The following is a 25,449-nucleotide window of genomic DNA, read 5'->3' as shown; positions in this document are numbered from 1 at the left end:
GTCTGATCTGTGATGCTGGATCAGACAGGCAGCAACCGCCCTCATTTCGGACGTACGTTCTTCGAAGAGCTTCTCCGCATAGCGGACAAGATTTATCCGAAGCTGAACTGCCGAATGGGGAGCGTAGCGATCCGACAGGTTTAGGGCAGAACAGACTGTGTAAGCCGGCAACCTCCCGCCCTACCTGAGAAGCTTAATACGCTCCTGCAGCACGAATGCATTGTCGATATTCTTGGCGACCAGCTCGGCTGCGATTGCGATCACTGCCTCCAAAGCAGGCCGGTTTCTCTGTAACTCGATACTGTTCTCGTTTATCACGGCGTCTAACAACTCTACCAATGCAGGGCCGGCTTGATCGCGAGAGAACCGCGTGGATACGGTTCCGTTCGCTATGCCCGATGCGAGCCACTGAATCCCTTCCAGACGGATCGGCGCAGCGAATTCGCCCGCAAGAAAGTAGGCAAAACCCACAACGTTATCCTCTTTGAGGCGCAGGTGTGCTTCGGCCCACAGTTTATAGAGGTCCTTGAGGCCGTGGACTGCCGCAGCCCGGTCCGCCAGTTTCGTCAGTGCAGCGTGCCCGAAACCGAGTAGGCTGCGCAAATAGCGTTCGCCGTAATACCAGCGGTTGCGCTTTTCCCAGCCTTGCGCGAGACTAAAGACGATCATCTCACGCCATGCGGCGCAGAACCTGACGGCGTCGCATTTGCCTGGCAGGAGCATGAATGCGTTGATGAATTGCTCGACGGCGGCATGGCCATCATTCCCAAGCGCGAAGACCGCCTCCCACAGTTTGGGGGCCTGGTCTGCTGGTCCTACGACAATCATCGATGCGAATTTGCGGACGAGATCGTAGCCAAGGTCGCTTGGCAGAGGATATTCACCATCCTCTTTCTGCCGCGCCTTCATGTTGCGGACCTCAGCGTCCCAAAGCTTTAGGCAAAGGCTCAATTCGGTTGCTGCGGTGTCTGCTCCGAGCGGTTGCTCACGGCCGAGAAGCCATTGGAAGAGGACACTGAGGAAACGTGTTTCAAGCCCGATAGACGTCCTGTCGGCCGGGTCGCGGCGATGCCAGCCCGGTCTGTCCGACGCGAACTCGCGTTGCCAACCGTCAGCCTCTAGACGCTCGTAACCCTTGATGATCCGGTGAAGGTCGAGTGCGTCGGCATTCGCCTTCACGCCGAAGATCTTCATTCGCCGAAACTTCGCGAGCCACCGATTCCAAACAGCAGGCGCGATCCCATTGTCGTCGTGATACGGTGCCAGCATCACGAGCGCAGACCAGAACAGTCCTAGTTGCAGGACTCTCCACCACGCATCGCCCAACACTGCACGATTTTGATAGGCAGCGTCGCTGACGATGCCGACAGCGCGGGCATCGCCACTCGATAAAAGCCTAAGGACGAGAGGCTCCCAGACTTCGCGGTTCTGTACGTCGTGCATCCAGAGCTTCATGACCGCATGGCCCCAGAGCGGGATGTCTTGCTCAAATCCACTGATTCGATAACGGAGGATTCCTTCCGCGTCGTCCGGTGTCGAGAGCGCCGCCGCTTTCACGGCGACGCAGGCGCGCTCAAAGGTTTCAGGGCGTCCCGAAATCCATGGATAGCAACACCCGATGAGCGCCGAAGAAAGTGCCAATGCGTTCAACGTTTTGACTTCTTCGTCAAGCGTGTTGTTCGTCTCGACCACCTGGAGATAGTCAGCGATCTCCTGCGCATTCTGATCGCTGAGCGCTGCCCCGTTGCCCAGCCACTCCTTGCACTGATAGGGGATAACGATGCCGCGGGCCCGATCCTCCTGCACTGAATGCCTCTCTTCGATTTCCCTTTGAAGCTCGTCGGGACATTTGAACGCCAGTTCTCTGTTGCTTTCGCTAGATGTATTGCCGGGACGGTAGTTGTCGTAGTCAAGTGTTGCCTGAAGGGTTCGGATTTCCGTGGCGCGTGTCGTATTTTTAGGGAATTCCCAGGCAGCGCATGATTGCTTCAGAGCGGCTGCTACGACCGGATCAGTCTTGAGAAGGTCGACTGCCACCCCGCGTAAGGTGCGCATACGATGAGGTGCAAAGACCCATGCTTTCGCAAACTCGAAGATCTTGTCGCCGAGCTTAACCCAGTGCCATGCGTCGAAGCTTTGCCCGATCTCCTTTACCCTATCCTCATCCCAGATGAAGATCGCGGGATGCGCATGGAGGGGGGCTAATTGGCCGGCCAGAAGCTTCGGCTCGAATTTTGCGACGTTGGTGAGGACGCCGAGGAAAGCCGTCGATTTGCCCTGAGCTAACAGCCGTTCGATATATTCCGAGCAGTCATACCCATACTGCAGTTGAATCGTCAGCCACCGCTCCAACGCATCAAGGGTAGAGAACAGTGTACCGTTCCGAAATGAGTTGGTCTGCCCCCAGCAGAATACCGCACCATCCCCCGGGTAGCTGACGATTACATCCCCAATGAGAAGGTCGATGCTTGGCACCGTGCTCGAAGAGGCAGATTGATCAGCAGCCCATCGCTCGGTCGCAAAGTTGACGAGCGCGATCAACGCACCCACAGCCTCTTTAGGTGCGATTTGGAGGAAGGAGAAGAAGGGACTCTTCCAGAAAGCACTCGGGTAAGCTTCCCGTTGATGAGAAAGACCCAGCTCAGGTTCGATACGCGTAGAAGAACCAAATTTCTCTTCGGGGTTGTCCTCAATGTGGAGGGCTATCAGTAATTCAGCCGCTGCAGCAGGGTTTGCATGCATTAGCGCCATGAGCGGATTCGATTTGAACGCCATATTTACGAAATCGCGGTCAAGTCGATGCTGAGGTCCGAGTGGCCACGCAGGAAGGGCGTACGTCGACGAGATCATCATCGGACCTCTCGACGACCGCCCGCGCTTTTGCTCCGCCGCCCGATAGGTCAGATCAGTCCCAAGCCGCTCAGCTCGCTTCTCGGCTTCTTTACGGTTGGCTTCCGCTACGCGTTCGCGAACAAAATCCGATGGCTCCCGGCGGCCCACCATTTCAAGAGCCCATGCCGCCACCTTCTCCGGGAAGTCAGGCGCGCCTGCCAAGGCAGAAGAAAAGAAGGTTAGGTCGTCGTGACCGCTATAGATTGTGCCGCGCATTTTATCCGCCTGAACTACCTGAGCAATCCGAAGCGCAAGCTGCGCAAATTCCTTGCGGTACGGTGTCGGGGTATCACCAATCAGGGACGAAACGCCGTTGAGCCATGTCTCGCAAACAGCGGACACGGAAGGCAGCATCAAATCCGCGACGCGCGCTTCGTGCTTGGCCAGAAAGTTCGCGATGGGTGGCCATCGCCCAATGACCAGCGTGCGGAAATTGGCGTCGAGGTAAAGGCCCATCGACGTGTCGGCGTTTAACAATGTCGGCGCTACGCTGGGCATGGATGCGACATGCCGAAAGCGGCGGAGCAAACTGTCGAGCCATCTTCCGCGGTTCGCGAAAAGGAATTCGGCGCGCTCGTTCAGAAAGCGCTCAGCTTCCGGGTCTAGGCAAATCGCATCGAGCAATACGTCCATGGCGAGGGGAGGTTGTCCTCCCTCGACGGCGCGAAATGCTTGATCCCAAGCGGTTTCGGCACCGATTTTTTCTCGCAGAAGGTACTGCCCCAACATGCGAAGAGCGCCGGTCCACAAGGGGTTTACTGCGTATGCGGCCCATGTTGGCACATCGTCCGCGATCTCCTTGAGATGTTGGAATCGCGCCCAATCAGCCGCAAGATCGTGCTCGAATTCGATCCGATTGCGGCGGATGAACAGTGGCAGTTGTGACGGCCTGTTCTGGAAAATGGTCGCATCTGCAGGATCAAGCGCCGAGATCGCAAAGCTCCGTTCGAAGGAGGCTTCGCGCCGGGCAAGGCGCATAATCAATCCCTGCACATCAAGTCGACCGTTCGTCCAAAAATCCCATAGTTGATCCGCAATCGCTGTATGGGAAGCAAGTGCGCCACTATCGGTCCCCATCGCGCCGCCAGCGGTCATCACCCAGGAGAGGGTTTTAAGGTTGGTAAGCGCGACAACGGTCTCATTGTGGGTAGCAAGCCAGCGAAGCGTGAGGCTGGATAGAAGAGCGGCCCGTACCTGCTCCGCATTCAACGCATTTACGGTAACGACTTTTGGTGGTGTTGAAACCAGAAGCCGCTGGGATATAGTTCGCCAGTTCTGCTGCTGACTTACAATGACAATGCGCCATGTTGCGTCTTCCACGCCTTCGCTAGGAGCGGTTATCAGCTCGATCAGACGTTTCGTGGCGACCAAGTCGGTGTCGCTGAACCGCTCAGCGGAATCCAGCACCAGCACGTTACGTGCATGGCTTGTGGCGTTCAGGACTTCGGGGAGCGGGTGTGAGAGCGATAAACTAAGACGCTTTACGGCGCTCAGAGTTGCAGCCAGTTCATCCGGCCCAAGCCAGACCTGATTCCTGTTCGTAAACCGGTCGTCGAGCGTGTCCTTGACGAGAGCAGACTTCCCAACGCCCGAGTCGCCGAGAACGACTGCCACGCTGGTGGACTTGATGAGCTCTTCCAGTTCGGCGCGAGGGTGCGAACGGTCAACGGTATATCCTGCTGGCAGCTCGGTTTGAATGTTGTCGCGGTAGTCGATGGTGAGCGTCGAAAGCGTATCCCACGAGGCCGCGTAGTCGGGATGTGCTCGCAGAGCATATTTCTTCCTCAGCCGATCCCACACCACGGTAAACGGCAGGGTGCCCGAACCCAACCTCGTGTCTCGCGCTGCGTCGATGATATCCTTCCAGAGGTTCTCCGCCTCCACCTGGCTACGGCTAACAAGGAGTTGCCTGCATTGAGCAATCATCCGAGAATTGTCATTCGACTGCGCAAGCTGGAAATCGAAAGGCAGGACGTGAAGCCGGCGGATGATCTCGACGGTTTCCACATCGGAGGCTGCTTCGTACCCTGCTGGACTACGCAAGCTATCGAACACCGTCCGGTGCTTGCGCGACGCATTGATCCTGCTGAGGGCGAGCGCCGGATCAGGCCCCTCGCACCAACCTTTGATATCGGCCCACGTAGCCTCGAAGTCGGCGTTGTGCCCGCGCGAAGCTAGGGCAAGGTGATCGGTCGCTCGATTGAACGGTGTGCTTCCCTCACGCCACTGCTGCAGGACGCGGCCCGCGAATTCCGGCTGAAAACCGTTCCTCGTCACCTGCACATTGCTCTTGCAGGAGATAGCAAGCCGTTGATGCGTCCTGGCTGACGACGTGGTGACGAGGAGGTCGTCAATCTTCCAGCCCAAAGGCTCGGTCTGCGTCTGTAGATGGATGCCCGACCCTTCGATGGCGGGCTGCGCCTCACCTGATACCATCCGAAGTAGAAGCGACGCAGCGACACGATCTTCAAAATCGAAGCCAGCCCCGCCGGTGGAGCGGGTGGTTGCTGCTCGTTTGCGTGCAACGACTGTCCTAGTCCCTGATGATACATTCGGGCTCGTGGTCGTATCTGTATGCTTCTTCGCCATCTTCTCTGTATTATTGCATGAGATCATCTAGAGCATATCGCAATTACGAGTAGCAGATTGAGGGTTTTACGCTTCGATTTCGGCACATATGAGTGACGGATTCAATAACCTACTTCGGGAAATATGCAGTGAGCGCCAATGTTCTAGTTTAGAGCGCGTAGTTGTCGTAAATGTCGACGGCGCAAATGGCCGCTTTTCTAATCTCCCTTCCGAGAGCCGACATTCCTCTTCCCCCCCTGATCTGCCTGTCGGCTTCCAGAATGAACAGACCGGCAGCACTCCCCTTCATCCAGATGCTTAAACGGCGCATCGCAAAACCGAATAACAGACGTCGTATTGTCACGTCCCCAGGTCGCGCAAAAAGCACCTGCTTCCAACACCATTCAGCACGGCATTCTACCTGTACGCACCCCAAAAGCGATTTCGGGCCGCCCAGCCTGCTCCGCTTGTCGCGCAGCCGCCTCGAAATCGTAAGGAACGGCCCGCAGATCAACGCGCCATCCCGAAGACGAAGGAGTGACCAGGGCATATCGCGCATGCGGGCAACCTGCCTCCATGACATGCGCAACCGGGCGATCGTCGTCATAGGCAGGCATCCCGACACTGCCAGGATTGACGATAACAACACCATCAATCGTGACGACGCGTGGGATATGGGTATGCCCACACAACACGAGTTTCGCATCACCCGCCCCGACCAGCCGACGGCGAATAGCCTCAGGCCGATCGAGCCGCGCATGGCCCGTCGAGACATCTTCCAGGAAGTACTCCAGGTCCCCTCCGGCAGGACTGCCATGACAGGCGAACACCCGCCCATCCAGCAACCTCGCCGTGGCGGGAAGCGACCGCAGCCATTTCCAATGGTCTTCCGACAGGCGCGGCCGCGCATAGGCATCGGAGGCACCCGCCCCACCTGTCAGCAATTGGCGTTCGTGATTACCTGCCACCGTTACGGCAGAAAGCGACATTTGGATATCCCACTGCGGGCCGGGTCGAACGGCCCGGAAACCAGGTCCCCCAGATTGACGATCAGGTCGGGATTTTCTTGGGCAATATCATGCAGCACTGCATCCAGAGCCAGGCTGTTCCCATGGACATCGGCGATCACAGCAATCCTCATGCCGCCAGCATATTCCAATCACGCCGCTTCAGTCCACGCGACCGGAAACGTGCGCGTCCGGGTGAGACTGTCCTTGCGGTTGGAACTGGCGCGCAGGTGAGATGAAGAACGGGGACCGCTTACGCCGCCATCAAAGACGAACCCGAACCCGCGAACGAGTGCAGGACCAAGCCCCCAACCGAGCAGAAGGCTTCTACCAGCGGAAGCAATCCCGCCACCAGCCTCTTGCGCCGGGACATGATGCGTCTCCCTCTCCAGCATCACACCAAACACATGACATTCAGGACAGGTCCCCGCCGGCTTGCCGCTCTGAACCTCCTCCTGCCCCAACACCATGCAACAGGGCTCGTTCGCCATGAAGCGGACTCTCTCCATTCAAAACGCGTGCATTATCTCTAGATCCGGCGTATAGTTGCTTCAGGCAACCTTTTGTCCGAATGGATGAACATGGAACAGGCGATAGCGGCGGTTCGTGATTTCAACCGCTTTTACATGCGATATGTCGGGGCGCTCGATTCACGCTTTCTGGGCAGCGACATGACGCTGACGGAAGCCCGTCTTCTGCTGGAAATCGCAAACCGCGAACCCGTTCAGGCCAATGTCCTGCAGGATGTCCTGACACTGGATCGCGGGTATCTGAGCCGCATGATACGTCGGTTCGAGAATGAAGGATGGATAACACGCGAACGATCACCGGAAGATGGCCGTTCACGCCCCATGAAACTGACGGCCAAGGGACGTATCGTTTTCGAAAACGTCGATCAAAGACAGCACGATGTCATTAAGACCTCCCTGTTACAGTTGAATGAAACTGAACGGCAGACGCTCGCGCAGGCACTGACTTCAGTTCGGCATCTGCTAACCCGCACACCCGCCTCACCTCCGTTAGATGTTCTGAATCGCCCCGTCTGGCATGCTCTCACGGGCCGGCAAAGCGCACTCTCTGTCGGTAATAATCATGCATTGTGCTACCAAAGAACGATTACCCCGTTCGGCGCTTCCGCAGGAACCGGAGACATTGATCTTCGGGCATTTGGGAAATTGCTCTCTCCGGATGAAGAGATCTGGCTCGTGGAAAAGGAACGCTTTCCCACCCCACCTGGCCTGAAAGTCGTCAAAACTGCCGAATGCCTACAGATGGTGGCATCGCATGTATCTGATAGTGAGCACGATTTTTCTTTCTTTGATCTAGGGGCAGACGACACCGTTGAAATGCGAGAACTCGCGATGCTCACTGTCCCCGGTCCTTTCCTGGCAGACACATGGCAATTAGGCGGTTTCGTCGGTATCCGCGAAGCGGGACGTCTGGTCGCCATGGCTGGAGAACGCATGAAGCCAGGAAATTTTACGGAGGTCAGCGGTGTATGCACTCACCCTCACTATCGAGGACGCGGATACGCTGGATTTCTCATGCGTATTGTCGCCCAGCGTATTCTGGATAGAGGCGAGACGCCTTTCCTCCATACTTACTCCGACAATAAAGCTGCCATCGCATTATATCGGTCGCTTGGCTTCATTCCCCATCAGGTCGTGACGGCCACCGTTCTTCAAAAACAATAGACAGAACTGCGCATGCGAAAAATGGGAGCCGGCCCTGACGGCAAGCGCCGTACGCACCTTGCATCGGCGCGTCTCCCCTGCCGATCCATCGGGACCAGCGCGATTGCCCGATCGTCCGGTGAGCCGCTTTAGGTTCCTAACGGAAAACGGCAATTCGCGTCGAGGCTGTATGCAAAGCCACCCTGCCTCAACGATCACGGCCACACCCGACTTTACTGACAGAAACCGCCTGGATCGTTTTCAGTGCCAGTCGCAACGCAGGATCAGGGCGCAACCGGTGCGCATGTCATGATTGAGGCGCGATATGAAACGGCGACCAGCATTCGGCTACCGGGGCGATACGATATGGGGGCGGATGAGGGCTCCGGCCGGCGTCACGGAAAAGGTCGGGCTTTGCCCGAACCCGGCAAGGGCCTCGGCCCTTGCATCCCCATTCGTCGATCGGAAAGGGCTATGCCACCACGTCGCGCAGAGCAGGCAGCACATGCCGGTTCAGCAGCGGGGCCAGCCGGATCGGCGGCTCCTCCTCCCCCTCCACATCCAGCCACAGCATCTCCGCGATTTCCGCCGCGATCACCGGCACGCCATCCAGGTCGCCGCGATAGATCGCCGCCCGGACCACGCATCCCGGCTCGTTGGCCGCCGGCGCCTCGAAATGGCCTAGCAGCGCCAGCCTGTCAGGATGCAGCCCGCAACCCAGTTCCTCGCGCAGTTCGCGTTGCAGGGTCTCGGCCTCGGTCTCGCCCGGCTCGCCCTTGCCACCCGGCAGCATGAAGCTGTCGGTGCCGCGCTTGCGCACCACCAGCAGCGCCCCATCCCGCACGATCGCAGCCGACACGACGCTGATCACCCGCCCTCTCGGCTTCCTGCCGCTCAATGCCCGGCCGACGGCTTCTTGCCGCCCCCCTTGATCGGCGACAGCAGGAAGCAGAACGGCACGACAAGGAAGGCCCCGATCCCCAGGATCATGAACACTTCATTATAGGCCAGGATCGAAATCTGCCGCGTGAATTCGACGAACAGCCGATGCTGCGCGACCGCATTCAAGGCCCCCTGCGCCACCCCGTGCCCGCTCGCTGCCTGCTTCACCCTGGCCAGATAGTCGTTATAGGGCTGATGAAACGGCGTCATCCAATGCACCATCTGCGTCTGATGCGCCTGACGGATCTCCGTCAGCATGGCGGTCGAGCCGGAAATCGCGATCGACCCCAGCACGTTGCGCGCCATGCTGAACAGCGCCGAGGCATCGCCATTCAACTCGCGCGGCAGGGTCGCGAAGGTGATGGTCGAAATCGGCACGAACAGAAAGGCCAGGCTGGCCGTCTGGGTCATGCGGAACAGCACCAGATGGCGGAAATCCAGCAACGGAACCAGATGCGCCGACCAGAACAACGACACGCCCATGAAGAAGAAGCCCATCGCAATCAGCGTCCGCAGGCTCAGATACTTCATCGACCGCCCGACCAGCGGAATCAGGATGATGACCGCAATGCCACCTGGTGACAGAATCAGGCCCGAAAGCGTGGCGTTATAACCCATCACCTGCTGCGCGAACTGCGGCACGATGATCGCCGAGGCATAGAGCAGCGCGCCCACCGCCCCGATCAGCAGCGTGCCGGTCGCAAAATTCCGGTCCTTGAAAACCCGCAGATCCACCGCCGGCTTTTTGGTCCGCAACAGCCACGCCACCGCACCGCCGATCCCCAGCACCGCCAGCACGGCCATGATCCGGATCATCGACGAGCCGAACCAGTCCTCGTCCTCGCCGCGATCGACCGCGACTTCCAGGCACCCGAACCCGATGGCGATCAGCCCGATCCCCACGATATCCAGCGGCGCCTTCTGCTTGCCCGCCCATGGCGGGTCCTCGACGATCATCGACACGGCAAAGGTCGCCGCCAGCCCCACGGGCACGTTGATGAAGAAGATCCAGCGCCAGGAATAATTATCGGTAATCCACCCACCCAGCGCCGGCCCGATCACAGGCGCGACGATGGTGGCGATCGCCGTCAGCCCGAACGCCGCCGCCCGCTTTTCGGGCGGGAAGGTATCGAGGATGATCGATTGCTGGTTAGGTTGCAGGCCGCCGCCGAAAAACCCCTGCATCAGCCGGAACAGAATCAGTTCTGGCAGGCTCGTCGCCATGCCGCACAGAAACGACGACACGGTGAACATGAAGATACAGATCAGGAAATAGCGTTTTCGGCCCAGCAGTTTTCCCAGCCACCCCGAGATGGTCAGCACGATGCCGTTGGCCACCAGATAGGATGTCAGGGTCCAGGTCGCATCGTCATAGGTCGACGACAGGCTGCCGGCGATATGCGGCAGCGAGACGTTGACGATGGTCGTGTCCAGGATTTCCATGAACGCGGCCACCGTCACGACGACCGCGATCAGCCATGGATTCGCCTTGGGCTTCCATGACCTCTCCGCCGGGGCAGACGCGCCGGCCGCCGGGCCATCGCTCATTCCGTATGCACCGTCGGCACGACCGACAGCCCCAGCGACAGCGGCAGATCAGGTTGCAACCCCTGGTCGATCACGATCTTCACCGGCACGCGCTGCACGATCTTCACATAGTTGCCCGTCGCGTTCTCGGGCGGGAAGGCGCTGAAGGTCGCCCCGGTGCCAAGCTGGATCGAATCCACATGGCCCTTCAGGTTCAGGAACGGATAGGCATCCACCGCGATGTCCACCTTCTGACCCGGCCGCATATGGGTCATCTGGGTTTCCTTGTAGTTCGCGACCACCCACACTTCCGGCTCGACGACCGAGAAGAGCGACTGCCCCTCGCTGACAAAGCTGCCGCGCTCGATATTGCGCTGCGAAATCCAGCCATCATGCGGGGCACGGATCTCCGTCCATCCCAGGTTCAGTTCGGCCTGCACCAACTGCGCCTTGGCCTGCGCCACCTGCGCGTCATACTGGCTGATCCGCGTCTGGGTGTTCGAGATATTGGCCTGCACCGGCTCGGCAATCCGCAGATTGCCTTCGGCCTGCGTCACCTGCGCCTTGGCAGCCTGGAGCGCCGCCGTGGCGTAGTCGATATCCTGCTGCGTGGTGGCGGCCCGCGCCACCGCATGCTGGCGGCGGTAATCGGTCTCGGCCTTGAACTGCTGCGCCTGCGCGGCCTGCAACTGGCCCTGCGCCATCAGCAACCGGCCCGGAAAATCCTTCTGCGCGACCGCGAGTCCAAACTGCGCCCCTTCCGCCTGGGCCTGGGCAATCTGCAACGTCGCCGCGGCATTGTCGCGCGCCGCCCGATAGTCGCGGTCGTCGATGCGCGCCAGCACCTGCCCGGCATGGACGAACTGGTTATCGTTCACCAGCAGTTCCGTCACATAGCCGCGCACATGCGGCGCGATGGTCACCGCACGCCCGGCGGTAAACGCATCGTCGGTCTCAATGTCGTGGCGGGTCAGGAACCAGTAGATCCCGGCCGCCACCACAAGGACGACGACAAAAAGGATCAGGCCGACACGGACCAGCGGGTTGGGTTTCTTTTTGCGCGTTTCTTCCGGCTTGTCGCCCGACCCTGCGCCGTCTTGCTCGGCCATACGGTTCCTCTTGCGTTCCAGCTCATAGCGTCAGCGCGGTCGAATGACCGAACCGGTCGGTCAATCCATGGCACGAAGTCCCCGATCCATCAACCGCCCCACCCGGCAGACACGACGAAAAGACTGGCCGGCTCCCCCCGGCCTGCGATTCAGAGGCCGAAAGCCTGGGTTCGTACCATGCGGGCATACAGCCCGTCGGCCGCCATCAAGTCGGCATGGGTTCCGCATTCCCCCCCTTGCCCGTCGGCCAGCACCACGACCAGATCGGCCGACCGCACGGTCGAGAGCCGGTGGGCAACGACGATGGTCGTCCGCCCCTGCCGCAACTGGCCCAGTGCCTCCTGCACAAGCGCCTCGCTCTCGCTGTCCAGGGCACTCGTCGCCTCATCCAGCAGCAGCACGCGCGGATCGCGCAGCAGCGCGCGCGCCAGCGCCACCCGCTGGCGCTGCCCACCCGACAGGCGCTGCCCGCCGGGGCCGACACGGGTGGCGAACCCTTCCGGTAGCGCGTCGATAAAGGCTTCCGCCGCCGCCGCCCGCGCCGCCGCCCGAATGTCGGCATCCGTCGCCGTCGGCCGTCCCACCCGGATATTATCGGCCACCGACAGGTCGAACAGCAGCGTATCCTGGCTGACATAAGCGATGGCGTCGCGCAGATCAGCCAGCCGCACGGCCCGCAGGTCCATCCCATCCAGCACGATCCGCCCGCCACTGACATCATGCAGGCGCGGAATCAGCGACAGCGCGGTGGATTTCCCGGCACCGGACGGCCCGACCAGCGCCACCGTCAACCCCGGCCGCGCGTCGAAACTCAGCCCGTTCAGCCCCACCCGTCCATCGGGATAGACGAACGAAGCCGCCTCGAAGCGCAGATGGCCGTTGCCCTCGGGCAGAGGCCCGGCATCGGGGGCCTCCACGATATCGGCCGGTTCGTCGATCACGGCGAAGATCCGCTCCAGACCGGCAAACCCCTCCTGCATCGCGGCATTCAGCGACCCCAGCGCCCGCAACGGCCGCGAGGCCAGCAGCAGCGCAGCCACGAAGCCGGAGAAATCGCCCAACGTCGCCCCGCCCAGCGCCGCGCGCCAGCCGGCGAAGCCCAGCACGGCGGCAACCGCCGCCCCGCCCAGCACCTCCAGCACCGGATCGACCCGCGCCCGCCCACGGGCAATGCGCAGCAGCGCAGCATGCAACTGGTCGAACGCCTGATCGACCCGCCTGGTCTCCGCCTGCTCCAGACGATAGACCCGCACGGTGCGCGCCTGCGAAAAACTCTCGGTCAGCAGGGCCGACGTCTCGCCCATCCGCTCCTGCATGCCGCCCGAGGCCCGCCGGACCTTCTTGCCCAGCCGCTGGATCGGCACCGCCGCGATCGGATACAGCACCGCCGCGATCAGGCTCAGCTCCCAGTCCATATAGAACATCGACACCACCAGCCCCGCGACGGTGACGACATCGCCCAGCGAATTGACGACACGGATCATCGCCTCGCGGATCGAGACGGCATCGGTGGTGAACCGGGCAGCAAGCTGCGCCGGCGCCTCGCGCTCGACCCGGGCGATGTCGGCATGGAGCAGATGCGCGAACATCCGCTCCTGCAAGCCGCGAATCACCACCAGCACCAGGTTCTGCACCGCGACGGTCTGGCCATATTGCGACAGCGCCTTGGCGGCGGTGATCAGGATCACCAGCGCCGGCACCTGATAGAGGATGCGCGGATCGTGGTCGGCGAACATGTCCAGCGCCCGCTGGATGACCAGCGGATACAGCCCGGTCAGCGACGCCATCAGGATCGTCAGCCCGATCACCGCCGCGATCCGTCCGCGATGGTGCCGCACGTCCTCGCGCCACACGCGCCGCAGCAGGTCCATGCCCCGCTCATGCGCATCGCCTCCCGCCGGCCGGGCCGGCGCAGGCATGGGCGGGGAAGAGGCCGGGGTCCGGGACGAAACGACGTTCATGCAGCCCTTTACCAAGCCATGGATGACAAAGAAAGCAACGCCGTTCCAGGGCGCGAGCCGTCCGGTATCAAGCGGTCCCCGCCGTCAGCCGCTCCAGTTGCGCCAGGCACTCCCGCCGCCCGGCCCGGCACCCTCCGGCGTGCCACCAGGCGCGGACCTGTTCCAGCACCTGCCCCACACGTGGGCCGGGCGCCATGCCGGCCTGCACCAGATCCCGCCCCGCCAGCGGAAAGACCGGCCGCGCACGAGCCAGCAAATCAGCCCGCAGCGCGTCCCACAGGGGTGATGCCACCCCCAGCCGCTCCGCCTGCACCCGCCAGCTCCGCCCGACCAGGGCCTGTGCCGGCTCGTCGGCCAGCAGGCGACGGCGGTCGTCCTCCTCCAGCGCCGGATCAGGCTCCGGTCCCGACCGGATCGCGGCAAGCGCCGCCGTATCGGCCCGCGACAGGCGCAGGCGCCCGGCCAGTTCCTCCGGCACAGCCCGCGCCAGCACCGCCAGGCGCAGCACCGCGTCATCCGGCGCTCCGCTCCCGATCAGCCGCGCCAGCGCCGGCAGGTCGCATCCCTCCGGCAGCAGGATGGCCAGCACACCGCATTTCGCCATCAGCGTCAGGGTCGCCACCACGGCCGGCCCGGTGAGGATGCGCCGCAACTCCGACCACACCCGCTCGGCCGAAAGCCGGGAGACGCCGTCACGACAGGCCACGATCGCCTCCATCGCCGCCACGTCCGGCACGCCCCGCCCATAGCGGGCGTGAAAGCGGAAAAAACGCAGAACCCGCAGCGCGTCCTCGCGAATGCGCGCCGCCGCATCGCCGACGAACCGCACCCGCCCAGCCGCCAGATCCACCCGGCCACCGAAATAATCGTGCACCACCCCGTCCCGGTCGCAGGACATCGCGTTGATCGTGAAATCCCGCCGGGCCGCGTCCTCTTCCCAGTCATCGGTCCAGGCCACCACGGCATGCCGCCCATCGGTTCGCTCGTCCCGACGCAGCGTGGTGATTTCATAGGGCCGGCCGTCGATCACCGCGGTCACCGTCCCATGGGCCAACCCGGTAGCCACGACCTTGACACCAGCCTCGGTCAGGATCGCCTGCACACGCTCAGGCGGTTCGGGCGTACCCATGTCGATATCGGCCACACTCCGCCCGGCCAGCAGGTCGCGCACAACCCCGCCGACCAGCCGCGCCCGCGGCAGCAATCCCCACAGCCGCGCCAGTCCCTGCCGCGCATCCGGCGGCAATGCCGCCAGCCGGTCCGCCAGTTCGCCGCCCCGGTTCAGCTCCCGTCCCCCGCCGGCAGGCATGAGAGGGGAAAAAAGACATTCTGGCTCCACACGCCCAGGCACGGCGCACCGCGACAGGTGCCGGGAACCGCCAGGGCCGCCAGTTCGTAATAGACCGAACGGGCGATTCGGGCCTGGATCGGGTATGCCCCGGCACCGTCGCGCACATGCAGATAGGGAACCGGGCCAGTGCCGCATTCCTCGCAGGGAACATCCCATTCCGCCACGATCGCGTGGTCCGGCCCGGCACAGACCACCAGGTCCACATTCGTCCGAAAGGAGAGCACCTGCTTGCGCCCGCAACCGCTCCAATGCAGTTCCATCGCCACGAATGGCGCGTCCTCGACCTCGATCGTGCCGCGTTCGGTCGGCGTCTGCAGCCAGTACGCCCCCTCGGCGTCCCGCGTCAGCACCGACGCGAACAGGCAGACCATCGGCTTGCGGCGGATCGGCGTGCCGCGATAAAGCCATGTCCCATCCCGCTGTATCCGGAACGGCAACGCCCCGCATGATGCCGACATGGGGGGAATGCCAGGGCGGGAGGAGCATTGGGCACCATCGAAAGCCGCGACGGCACGCCTGTTCAGATCGTCAGCCAACTGCATAACCCACGCCTGTTGAATCGTCAGACACCCGATATAGGGATCATCCCCGACTTGATGAAACCCCCAGACCTGTCAGATTGAGCGCATGACGATATCGGACGCCCTGCCCCCCGCCTCCGGCACCGCGCCGGGCCTGCCCCCCTTCTCGGCCCCGAACGCCACCGCCGACCTCGCACAGGCCGAACGCCTGGGCAGTCTGCTGCAGGCGGCCCGGGCCGAAATCGGCCGCGTCATCCACGGTCAGCGTACGGTCATCGACCAGACGCTGACCAGCATCCTGGCTGGCGGCCACACGCTGCTGGTCGGCGCACCGGGGCTGGGCAAGACCCTGCTGGTCACGACATTGGGAACGGTACTGGGCCTGGACGCCCGGCGCGTCCAGTTCACGCCCGACCTGATGCCGTCCGACATCACCGGCAGCGAAATCCTCGACGAGGACGAACACGGCCGCCGCAGCTTCCGCTTCGTACCAGGTCCCGTCTTCTGCCAGTTGCTGATGGCCGACGAAATCAACCGCGCCAGCCCCCGCACCCAGTCCGCCCTGTTGCAGGCCATGCAGGAACACCGGGTCGCCATCGCCGGCACCGACCACACATTACCCACTCCGTTCCACGTCCTCGCCACCCAGAATCCCATCGAACAGGAAGGCACCTACCCCCTCCCCGAGGCCCAGCTCGACCGTTTCATGCTCCAGATCCCCCTCGGTTTCCCCGATGAGGCCGCCGAGCGCGCGATGCTGCTGGCCACCACGGGCAGCCAAGACATCGTGCCCCGTCCGGTCCTGACCGACCGCGACCTGATCGAGGCCCAGCGCCTTGTCCGCGCCCTGCCGGTCGGCGACCGGGTGGTGGATTCCATCGTGCGACTGGTCCGCGCCGCCCGGCCGGAAACGACGCAGGACACCACCATCCGCAACGCCGTGGCCTGGGGCCCAGGCCCCCGCGCCGCGCAGGCGCTGATGCTGGCCACCCGCGCCCGCGCCCTGCTCGACGGCCGCCTGTCGCCCAGCATCGACGACATCGCGGCCCTCGCTCAGCCGGTCCTGGCGCACCGCATGTCCCTGACCTTCACCGCCCGGGCCGAAAACCGGCGCCTGCCGGACCTGATCGACGGCCTGCTCCACACACTGGACTGAGCGTCGCGATGACGCGGCCCCCTTCCCTGTCCGGCCGCGCGGCCGCCTTCCTGCGCCGCGCGCTGGCCCGGCACGTCCCGGCAATCGACATGCCCGATGCCGGCCTGACCCCGGCCGCCGTCCCGCTGGCAGCTGCGGAAAACCTCGCCGCGCGCATGCCGGCGCTGATTCTGTCCGCCCAGCGTATCGCCGCCACCGTCGCGGCAGGCCACCATGGACGGCGCCAGGCCGGTCCAGGCGAGGATTTCTGGCAGTTCCGCCCCGCCCAGCCCGGCGAGCCGGTCACGCGCATCGACTGGCGGCAATCCGCACGCAGCAGCCGGGCCTATGTCCGCGAAACCGAAGCCGAAGCCGCGCAGACCATCTGCCTGTGGTGCGATCCCAGCGCCTCAATGCGCTGGCGTTCCATCCCCGCGCTGCCGCTGAAATCGGACTGCGCCATCCTGCTTACCCTCGCGCTCGGCGCGCTGCTGCTGCGTCAGGGCGAACGGGTACGCCTTCTCGCGTCGGGCGAACCGGTCGATATCCCCCCCGGCGGACGGGCGGCACTGGACCGGCTGGCCGTGGCCTTGATGCGCACCTTGGACCATGATCCGGAAGATGCCGGCCTGCCCCATCCGCAGCAGGTCCCCCGGCATGCCAGGGTCGTCCTGATCGGCGACGGGCTGTGCGGGCTGCCGGCCATGGCGACACTGCTGCGCGGCCTGACGGCCCGCCCGGCCCACGCCATGCTCCTTCTGGTCAATGACCCAGCCGAAGCCGAACTGCCTTACGCGGGACATATCCGCTTTTCTGGCCTGGAAGGCGAGGAAACACTGACGCTCCCCGGCGTCGAACAGATACGCGGCGCCTATCACGAGGCCTATGCCCGCCATCAAGCCGACCTGGCCGAACTCTGCCGCGTCAACGGTCATCTCCTGATCCACCATGCCACCGACCACCGGCCGGAAGAGGCCCTCCTGGCCCTGCACGCCGCCCTGTCCGGGCGGGGAGAGCGCCCATGATCTTCCAGCTTCCCTGGCTACTGGCGGCGCTGGCCATCCTGCCGGTGCTGTGGCTGCTGCTGCGCACATTGCCGCCGCCGCCCCAGCGCCGCGCCTTCCCCGCCATCATGTTGCTGCGCGGCTTGCGCGCACGGGTCACGCAGGCCGCCACCGCCCCGCTCTGGCTGTTGCTGCTGCGCTGCGTGGCGCTCGCGGCGCTCATCGTCGGGCTGGCCGGTCCGGTGCTGCGCCAGAACCGGGCCGGTCAGCCAGCACCCGGCGGCCAGGACGCCGAACAGATCATCGTCCTCGACAACGGCTGGGCCGCCGTGCCCGACTGGCCCCGCCGACTGGCCGCCATCGATGCCGTGCTGGACCGTGCAACGCATCCCGTCCGCCTGCTGACGACCGCACCGGGCCTGGCTGGCGAAGCCCCCTCCGTCGGGGCGCCGACACCACCCTCCTTGCTGCGCGGCATGGTGGATTCCACGCGCCCCATGCCCTGGCCGACCGACCGCGCCGCCGCCGCGCGCGCATTGCGCGACCTGGCATCCGGCGGGTGGCACGGGCGCGTGGTCTATGTCTCCGACGGCCTGGCAAGCGCCGACGACCCGGCCTTCGCCGCCGCGCTGACCGCGCTCGGCCCCGTCCAGACCCTGATCGACCGCAACGCAACGATCGCAGTCCTGACACCAGCCCCCGCCAATGGCGACCAGCAATTGCACGTCGCCATCAGCGCCCTGCCCTTGCCCCATCCGCGTCAGTTAACAGTACGCGCCGAGGCCATGGATGGCGGCGTCCTGTCGCTGGTGCAGGTGCCAGTCGCGGCCGGCGCACGGGAAGGATCGGCCGGCGTGGCATTACCCGCCGAACTGCGTAACCGGATCGGCCGACTGGTCCTGCGCGACATGCCCGGCCCGGCCGGCGTGCGCCTGCTGGACGAAGGCGATCGCCGCCGCCCGGTAGGGCTGATCGGCGTCGCCGGCACCGATACGCCGCTGGTAGGCACATTGTTCTATCTCCGCCGCGCCCTCTCCCCCACTGCCGAACTGCGCGAAGGCCCGGCGCCGACGCTGCTGAAGCGCCCGCTTTCGATCCTGATCGCACCGGACGGCGCACTGGACAGCCCCGAGACCCGGCGTATCGTTACCGAATGGGTACGCAAGGGCGGTATGCTGATTCGCTTCGCCGGCCCGTTGCTGAACGGCAGCCCGGACCACGACCCGACCACCCCAGACACAGTGATGGATTCGGGCGCCCCCGCCGCATCCTCCCCGCTACCCGATGCCCTGCTCCCCGTCCCCCTGATGGACGGCGAACGCCAACTGGGTGGCGCGATGTCCTGGGGCAAGCCGGAACATCTGGCCCCCTTCCCCGATGATTCGCCGTTCCACGGACTGGCGGTTCCCGCCGACGTCACGGTATCCCGTCAGGTCCTGGCCCGTCCGGCAGCCAACTTGGCCACGCATAGCTGGGCGCGCCTGACCGACGGCACACCGCTGGTCACCCACGCCGCGCTGGGCACGGGCGAGGTAGTACTTTTCCATGTCACCAGTACGGCGGAATGGTCCAACCTGCCGCTGTCAGGCCTGTTCGTCGATATGCTGCGCCGGCTGGCCGAACGCTCGGTCGGTATCGACGCCCCGGCCGACCACAGCCTGCTGGCGCCCTACATGACTCTGGATGCCGACGCGACCCTGAGCCCGCCCCCACCCGCCGCGCGGGCTCTCCCGTCCGATGCATTCGGCACCACACCAGCCTCCGCCGCCCATCCGCCGGGTCTGTATGGTCCGCGCGCCAGCCGGCGGGCCTTGAATCTGGGCGATGTCATCGGACCACTCGCCGCCCAAAGCACCATCGGGCACGAGGCCACGTTGAGCGGCCAGTCACGCGACCGCGCACTCGGCCCCTGGCTGGTCGCCGCCGCCCTGCTGCTGCTGGCGCTGGACGCGATGCTGACATTACTACTGCGGGCAGGCCGCCTGTCAGGCCGACAAGCGGCGCTAACGGGCACGATCCTGCTGGCCGCCCTGTCGTCATCCCCCGCGCGCGCCGATCCCCGTCCCGATGGCGTGCCAGGCGCCGCATTGGAAACGAGGCTGGGCTACATCCAGACCGGCCATGCCGATATCGACGCCGTCTCGCGTGAAGGGCTGCAAGGCCTGTCGGATTACACCAACGCCCGGACCTCCGCCGTACTGGGCCACCCGGACGGAGTGGTTCCTACTCGCGACGACCTATCCTACTACCCCATGCTGTATTGGCCGGTCGTGGCCGACGCGACGATCGACCCCGCACGCACGGCGGCGCTGAACGCTTATATGCGCCATGGCGGCATCCTGCTGATCGACAGCCAGGGCATCGATCCCGCCACGCCCAGCGCCGGTAGCCCCTCGGATGCCGGCTTCGCCGCACAGGCCCCCGGCACGGCAGCGGCACTGCGGCGCATGACCAGGGGGCTGGACGTCCCCCCCCTTACCCGACTGACCGACAAACATGTGCTGGCCCATACATTCTACCTGCTGCACAGCTTTCCGGGCCGTTATGACGGGTTGCCGGTCTGGGTGGCGCGCGGGGGCGACAGCGCAAATGACGGCGTCAGCCCGGTCATCATCGGCTCCAGCGACTGGGCCCATGCCTGGGCCATCGATGCCCAGGGCGACACGCCCTACGCCACGGTGCCGGACGGCGCCAACCAGCGCGTCATAGCCTACCGGTTCGGCGTCAATGCCGTGCTCTACGCCCTGACGGGTAATTACAAGGCGGACCAGGTCCACGTTCCCGCCCTGCTGCGGCGGCTGGGGGAATGACCATGCCCAACCTGTTCACCCTGCGGCACATGACGTCCTTCTCTCCGCTGCTGCCTCCCTGGCTGCTCTACACACTGGCAATTCTGACCATGATTGTCCTGCTGGTCGGGCTGCTACGTCGGGCGCGCGGCACGCTATGGCGCGCGGCGGCGGCGGCGGTCGTCCTGCTGTGGCTATCCGGCCCCGAACGCATCAGCGAGACCGGACAGGCCCTTCCCGAAACTGCCATCCTGGTCGTTGATCAATCCTCCTCCATGAGCGTAGGCCAACGCGCCGCCGTAGCCCATCAGGCGGCAGAACGCCTTCAGACCGAAGCCGCGCATGTGCCGGGTCTGACGCTGCGCACCGTCACGGTGCATGACGGCCACGGCCAGGGCACGCGCCTGTTCGCAGCCCTCGACCAGGCAACGGCAGACATCCCGCCGGCCCGGCTGGCAGGCGCGATCCTGCTGACCGACGGGCAAGTCCACGATACCCCGCAGCAGCCCCCCGAACGACTGCGCCCCGCTGACCCCGGCGGCCGGCACGCGACCCTGCCGCTGCATGTGCTTTTGACCGGGCGGGGAGAGGAAACCGACCGCCGACTGCGCATCCTCCAGGCGCCGCCTTATGCCATCGTCGGCCAGAATGCCACGCTGCGGGTACAGGTAGACGATCTAGGCCCGCACCCGGATAACGGCACGGACATCGACCTAACGCTGGATCGCGGCGGGGAACCCCCGCTGCACAAAACCGTCCGCGTCGGCCAGCCCCAGGACATCACCCTGCCCGTCACCCATCCAGGCCCGATGCTGGTCGGACTATCGGTCTCGCCGCTTGAGGGTGAAGTCTCGACCGCCAACAACCAGGACGTGGTGCGGATCAACGGAGTCCGCGACCGGCTGCGGGTATTGCTGGTCTCGGGCACCCCCAACCAGGGTGAGCGGGTCTGGCGCCGGCTGCTGAAGGCCGACCCATCGGTCGATCTGGTGCATTTCACCATCCTGCGCCCGCCCGACAAGGATGACGGCACGCCGCTGTCCGACCTGGCGCTGATCGCCTTCCCGGTGCGCGAACTGTTCCAGGAAAAGATCAGCCAATTCGACCTGATCATCCTCGACGGGTTCGAGAACCGTGCCATCCTGCCCCGCACCTATCTTGAAAACATCGCCCAGTATGTGCGCGACGGCGGCGGATTGCTGCTGATCGGCGGCCCGGAATTCCTGGGGGCGGGCTCCCTGCAGGATACGCCGCTGGGCGACATCCTGCCGGCCCATGTCCCGGTCGAAGGCGGGCTGGTGGAACAGCGCTTCCGCCCCGCCCTCACGGCCGACGGCCATCGCCATCCCGTCACGGCGGGCCTGCCGGGAGTTGGCACCGCACCGGACGGGCACGATGCCGACTGGGGGCCATGGTACCGGGTGCTGCGAACCGATTCCGTCCACGGACAGGTCCTGATGGACGGTCCGGCCCATACACCACTGCTGGTTCTGGACCGGGTGGACCGGGGCCGCGTTGCTTTCCTGCTGTCGGACCAGATCTGGCTGTGGTCGCACGGCGAGGGTGGAGGCGGTCCGCAATCCGAACTGCTGCGACACGTCTCGCACTGGCTGATGAAAGAACCCGAACTGGAAGAAGAACAGCTGACGGCCACCATCGCCAATGACCGGATCGTCGTAACCCGCCGCACCGCAGCCCCCGTCGCGCCGCACGGGGTCACAATCACCGCGCCCGACGGCACCACCCGCCAGATACCCCTGCATACCACCGGCATCGGCCTCTCCCAGGCCGATGCGCCCGCGACCCAGCAGGGCATCTGGATGGCCGATGATGGCACGCACCGCGCTTTCGCCGCCCCGACCCAGGACGATCCGGTAGAATGGTCGGACCTGCGTGCCACGGCAAGCGTCACGACCTCCCTCGCCAGCCAGACGGGCGGTGGCATCTACTGGCTGGGCGACGACCCTGCCAATCTCCACCTGCCCGCATTGCGCACCCCGGCCACAGGCCGCGTGTCAGGACCGGACTGGATGGGCTTTCCGCAACGCGATGCCCGCCTGGTCACCGGTCGCACCGCCAATCCGCTTCTCCCCGCGTGGCTGGTGCTGACGCTGGCCGCAGTGCTTCTGCTGATCGGCTGGTGGCTTGAAGGCCGCTGAAGAGAGCGCGGTAAGCCGGCCCGCCGGCTCACAGCATCCTCTGCGAAAGGAGCCGTGACTCACGATCCTGCGATTTCCATCGCATCTCAGCCCGATCTGGACTATAAAAGGGGGCCGGGTCCGCGTCCGGCAGGCCGGTCCATATCGGACGGTTCGCATCCGCCCCGAACAGGTCGCGCCTGTCATCGAGACGAATGTTACTGAGACGAATAATGATTATCAGAACAGGTATCCGCCTTCTCTTTCTCGCACTGCTGACCGGCAGCGCGGCAATCATGGCTCCGATGAATTTCGCCTATGCCCAGTCGGATGACGATGAGGCAGAAGCCGATGCTGCCGACGCGGCGAAGCAGGCCGAAGCCCGTCGCGCCGCACGCGCATCAGCCCCACCGGCAGCCCTGCCCGGCGCCGAGTCGAACGAAGAGATCGGTGGTCATGCGAATGGCGACCTGAACCCCACCGCGGCCCTGTTCGACGCCATCAATCGCGGCAGCCTCGGTGCGGCCAAAGAAGCCCTGAACCGTGGCGCTGACATGGAAGGCCACAACGTTCTGGGCCAGACGCCTCTGGACATGGCGATCGACCTGAACCGCAACGACATTACCTTCCTATTGCTGTCGCTCCGCACGCTCGATGACGAACACGTCATCGCAGCTTCGACGACCCATTCCGGCATCACCATGCACAATGGCAGCGGCCACCTGACCATTGATGGAACCAGCCATGGATCCCGATCGGGCGTCATGATGGCGACAAGCCGTACTGCCCCCCGAGACAACGGCACGCCTCGGCCCGAAATCGGGTTCCTCGGTTTCGGCGGCGGCTGACAATCCATTTCGTGAGGCTGGTCACCCGTTCCGAGCGAAAAATCCGAACGGAGACCTCTCTTCACTGACCGACGTTTCAGAACACGCTAGTTTTTGTTTTTACGAACATCCTGTTTGAATCCACGCATTCAAACAGGATGTGTTCTAGCTGGCTGCGCTGTCCTGTGACAGGATTTCGCTCCGCAATATGTCCAGCGGAACCATCTGCCCCTCGCGCATCAGATGCCAGAAGGTCCATCCATTGCAGGACGGAGCGTTGGTTAATAACGCCCCCAGCTTATGGATCGATCCGCGCTGCGTGCCGCTGACCAGCGTGCCGTCAGGCGCAACGGTGGCCGACACGCGTTGATGACGATCATAGACCATCGTTCCTGCCGGCAGCAGTCCACGTTCGACCAGACTTCCGAACGGCACACGCGGTGTCTCACGGCGCGCAGGTGTGGTCAGCACGCTGTCCAGAGGCACCGGGCGCTCGCGCCGAGCACGACCGATTGCGGCTTCCGCATAATCCGGATGACGCTCGATCCCGATGAAACGGCGGCGCAAACGCCGCGCCATCGCCGTCGTCGTACCCGTGCCGGCGAAGGGATCAAGAATGATGTCATCCACATTGGTCGAAGCGACCAGCACCCGGTGCAGCAGACTTTCGGGCTTCTGCGTCGGGTGCAGCTTCAGGCCATGGGCATTGCGTAACCGCTCCCCCCCAGTGCAGAGCGGCAGATACCAGTCCGAGCGCATCTGCACGTCATCGTTCAGTGCCTTCATCGCCTGGTAGTTGAAGCGATAGCGGCTGTCGGCGCCCCGTGCCGCCCAGATCAGCGTCTCATGGGCATTGGTGAAGCGCCGCCCCCGAAAATTCGGCATCGGGTTCGATTTGCGCCAGATCACGTCATTCAGGATCCAGAACCCCAGATCCTGGAGGATCGCACCGATCCGGAAGATGTTGTGATACGACCCGATCACCCAGATCGTACCGTCCTTGCGCAGCAAGCGGCGGGCCTCGCCCAGCCATGCGCGGGTAAACCGGTCATATTCCGCGAGATCGCTGAATTTGTCCCAGTCGTCATCCACTCCGTCCACGATGCTGTCATCGGGACGGCGCAGTTCCCCACGCAACTGAAGGTTATACGGCGGATCGGCAAAAATACAGTCAATCGACCCACTCGGCAGGGTCTGCATCAGTTCGATGCAATCCCCACGCAGGATCTGATCAAGGGGCAACTCCATCATGACCGCGCCGCTCATGACACACCCCAAGCCGCGGAGCGGCTGTCGACGGGCAGGCCAAGAGACAATTGCCTGACTAAACCGAATGCCTCCCGATGATGCGGTGTCGTACCGACGTCACAAAGCGCCGCCCGATGCTGGGCCGTGCCGTAACCGGCGTTGCGTTCCCATCCGTAGGCAGGCCAGCGGACGGCGAGGCGCTCCATCAATCGGTCACGCACAACCTTGGCCACGATCGAAGCTGCCGCGATCGACAGGCTTTCACCATCGCCACCCACCACGCATTCCGTCGGGCAGCCGAAATCGGGGGCGGCATTTCCGTCCACCAGCACCAATTCCGGCCGCACAGACAGGCGTGCAACCGCTCGCCGCATCGCCAGAAATGCAGCCTGCAGAATATTCAGGCGCGCGATTTCAGCGACCGAAGCTGCGGCAACCGCGATATGCACCCCACGAGCGCCGCGCAGCGCAACATAGGCACGACGCCGCGCCACGACAGACAGCTTCTTTGAATCATCCAACAGCGTGGCCAGTTGGGCCGGCACGCCGCCATCAAAGATCACCGCGGCCGCCACAACCGGACCCGCCAGCGGGCCACGGCCCACCTCATCCACTCCGGCAACCCGGCCGCCATGCTGCGCTTCGCGCGTGTAATCCGGCATTCACCCCATCCCGAACCGGGCCGAGCCGGGCGCCTGTCGCCCGATTCGCACACCGAATCACGTCCTGAAGGGATGGAAACCATCTTTACGTCATG

The 25,449-nt window shown here is 64.0% G+C and carries 17 protein-coding genes; 6 read left to right on the top strand and 11 right to left on the bottom strand.

What is annotated here, in order from left to right; translation table 11 throughout:
- Nucleotides 1-180: 180 nt before the first annotated feature.
- The 3 genes from C7453_RS05275 to C7453_RS19590 form a co-directional block, all read right to left on the bottom strand.
- Nucleotides 181-5,508, bottom strand: coding sequence for a hypothetical protein (locus C7453_RS05275; RefSeq protein WP_141288702.1), 5,328 nt, complete (start codon nt 5,506-5,508; stop codon nt 181-183).
- A 356-nt stretch (nt 5,509-5,864) separates the two neighbouring features.
- Entirely contained in the window at nt 5,865-6,449 is a 585-nt protein-coding gene (locus C7453_RS05270; protein WP_211311024.1) for a metallophosphoesterase family protein, read from the bottom strand.
- A complete protein-coding gene (locus tag C7453_RS19590; protein ID WP_211311023.1) occupies nt 6,431-6,601 on the bottom strand; it encodes a metallophosphoesterase family protein in 171 nt (56 codons plus the stop codon). Before C7453_RS19590 ends, C7453_RS05270 begins: the two co-directional genes overlap by 19 nt.
- Before the next feature lie 447 nt (nt 6,602-7,048).
- Here C7453_RS19590 and C7453_RS05265 point away from each other — a divergent pair, with 447 nt between their 5' ends.
- On the top strand, nt 7,049-8,161 hold the full coding sequence (locus C7453_RS05265) for a GNAT family N-acetyltransferase (protein ID WP_170143133.1): 1,113 nt from the start codon (nt 7,049-7,051) through the stop codon (nt 8,159-8,161).
- A gap of 451 nt (nt 8,162-8,612) precedes the next feature.
- Here the strand turns inward: C7453_RS05265 and C7453_RS05260 are convergent, their stop codons facing one another.
- The 6 genes from C7453_RS05260 to C7453_RS05235 form a co-directional block, all read right to left on the bottom strand.
- Complete coding sequence (locus C7453_RS05260; RefSeq protein WP_114726466.1) at nt 8,613-9,011, bottom strand: NUDIX hydrolase; 399 nt, start codon at nt 9,009-9,011, stop codon at nt 8,613-8,615.
- A gap of 23 nt (nt 9,012-9,034) precedes the next feature.
- Nucleotides 9,035-10,630 (bottom strand): DHA2 family efflux MFS transporter permease subunit, encoded by a 1,596-nt coding sequence (locus C7453_RS05255; protein WP_114726465.1) that lies wholly within the window; start codon nt 10,628-10,630, stop codon nt 9,035-9,037.
- Entirely contained in the window at nt 10,627-11,718 is a 1,092-nt protein-coding gene (locus C7453_RS05250; protein ID WP_114726464.1) for an HlyD family secretion protein, read from the bottom strand. The genes C7453_RS05255 and C7453_RS05250 overlap by 4 nt, the downstream gene beginning before the upstream one ends.
- A gap of 149 nt (nt 11,719-11,867) precedes the next feature.
- On the bottom strand, nt 11,868-13,637 hold the full coding sequence (locus C7453_RS05245) for an ABC transporter ATP-binding protein (RefSeq protein WP_114726463.1): 1,770 nt from the start codon (nt 13,635-13,637) through the stop codon (nt 11,868-11,870).
- A gap of 109 nt (nt 13,638-13,746) precedes the next feature.
- Entirely contained in the window at nt 13,747-14,988 is a 1,242-nt protein-coding gene (locus tag C7453_RS05240; protein WP_114726462.1) for a CCA tRNA nucleotidyltransferase, read from the bottom strand.
- Entirely contained in the window at nt 14,961-15,488 is a 528-nt protein-coding gene (locus tag C7453_RS05235; protein ID WP_245948803.1) for a DUF1285 domain-containing protein, read from the bottom strand. Before C7453_RS05235 ends, C7453_RS05240 begins: the two co-directional genes overlap by 28 nt.
- 169 nt (nt 15,489-15,657) lie before the next feature.
- Here C7453_RS05235 and C7453_RS05230 point away from each other — a divergent pair, with 169 nt between their 5' ends.
- From C7453_RS05230 to C7453_RS05210, 5 genes are all read left to right on the top strand, one after another.
- Nucleotides 15,658-16,707, top strand: a complete 1,050-nt coding sequence (locus C7453_RS05230; protein ID WP_114726460.1) for an AAA family ATPase — start codon at nt 15,658-15,660, stop codon at nt 16,705-16,707.
- 8 nt (nt 16,708-16,715) lie between these two features.
- Complete coding sequence (locus C7453_RS05225; protein WP_245948801.1) at nt 16,716-17,711, top strand: DUF58 domain-containing protein; 996 nt, start codon at nt 16,716-16,718, stop codon at nt 17,709-17,711.
- The gene (locus C7453_RS05220) at nt 17,708-20,500 is read left to right on the top strand and encodes a DUF4159 domain-containing protein (protein WP_114726459.1); all 2,793 of its coding nucleotides are present in this window, start codon (nt 17,708-17,710) and stop codon (nt 20,498-20,500) included. The genes C7453_RS05225 and C7453_RS05220 overlap by 4 nt, the downstream gene beginning before the upstream one ends.
- A 2-nt stretch (nt 20,501-20,502) precedes the next feature.
- Complete coding sequence (locus C7453_RS05215; RefSeq protein WP_114726458.1) at nt 20,503-22,638, top strand: VWA domain-containing protein; 2,136 nt, start codon at nt 20,503-20,505, stop codon at nt 22,636-22,638.
- 212 nt (nt 22,639-22,850) lie between these two features.
- Nucleotides 22,851-23,465: an ankyrin repeat domain-containing protein gene (locus C7453_RS05210; protein ID WP_114726457.1), complete on the top strand. Its 615-nt coding sequence runs from the start codon at nt 22,851-22,853 to the stop codon at nt 23,463-23,465.
- 144 nt (nt 23,466-23,609) lie between these two features.
- Here C7453_RS05210 and C7453_RS05205 read toward each other — a convergent pair whose 3' ends face one another.
- A complete protein-coding gene (locus tag C7453_RS05205; protein WP_114726456.1) occupies nt 23,610-24,710 on the bottom strand; it encodes a site-specific DNA-methyltransferase in 1,101 nt (366 codons plus the stop codon).
- Nucleotides 24,707-25,354, bottom strand: a complete 648-nt coding sequence (locus C7453_RS05200; RefSeq protein ID WP_114726455.1) for a ribonuclease HII — start codon at nt 25,352-25,354, stop codon at nt 24,707-24,709. The genes C7453_RS05205 and C7453_RS05200 overlap by 4 nt, the downstream gene beginning before the upstream one ends.
- Nucleotides 25,355-25,449: the final 95 nt, after the last annotated feature.

Source organism: Gluconacetobacter liquefaciens (assembly GCF_003350405.1).
GTDB lineage: Bacteria > Pseudomonadota > Alphaproteobacteria > Acetobacterales > Acetobacteraceae > Gluconacetobacter > Gluconacetobacter liquefaciens.
This window is presented reverse-complemented; position numbering and strand designations above follow the sequence as displayed.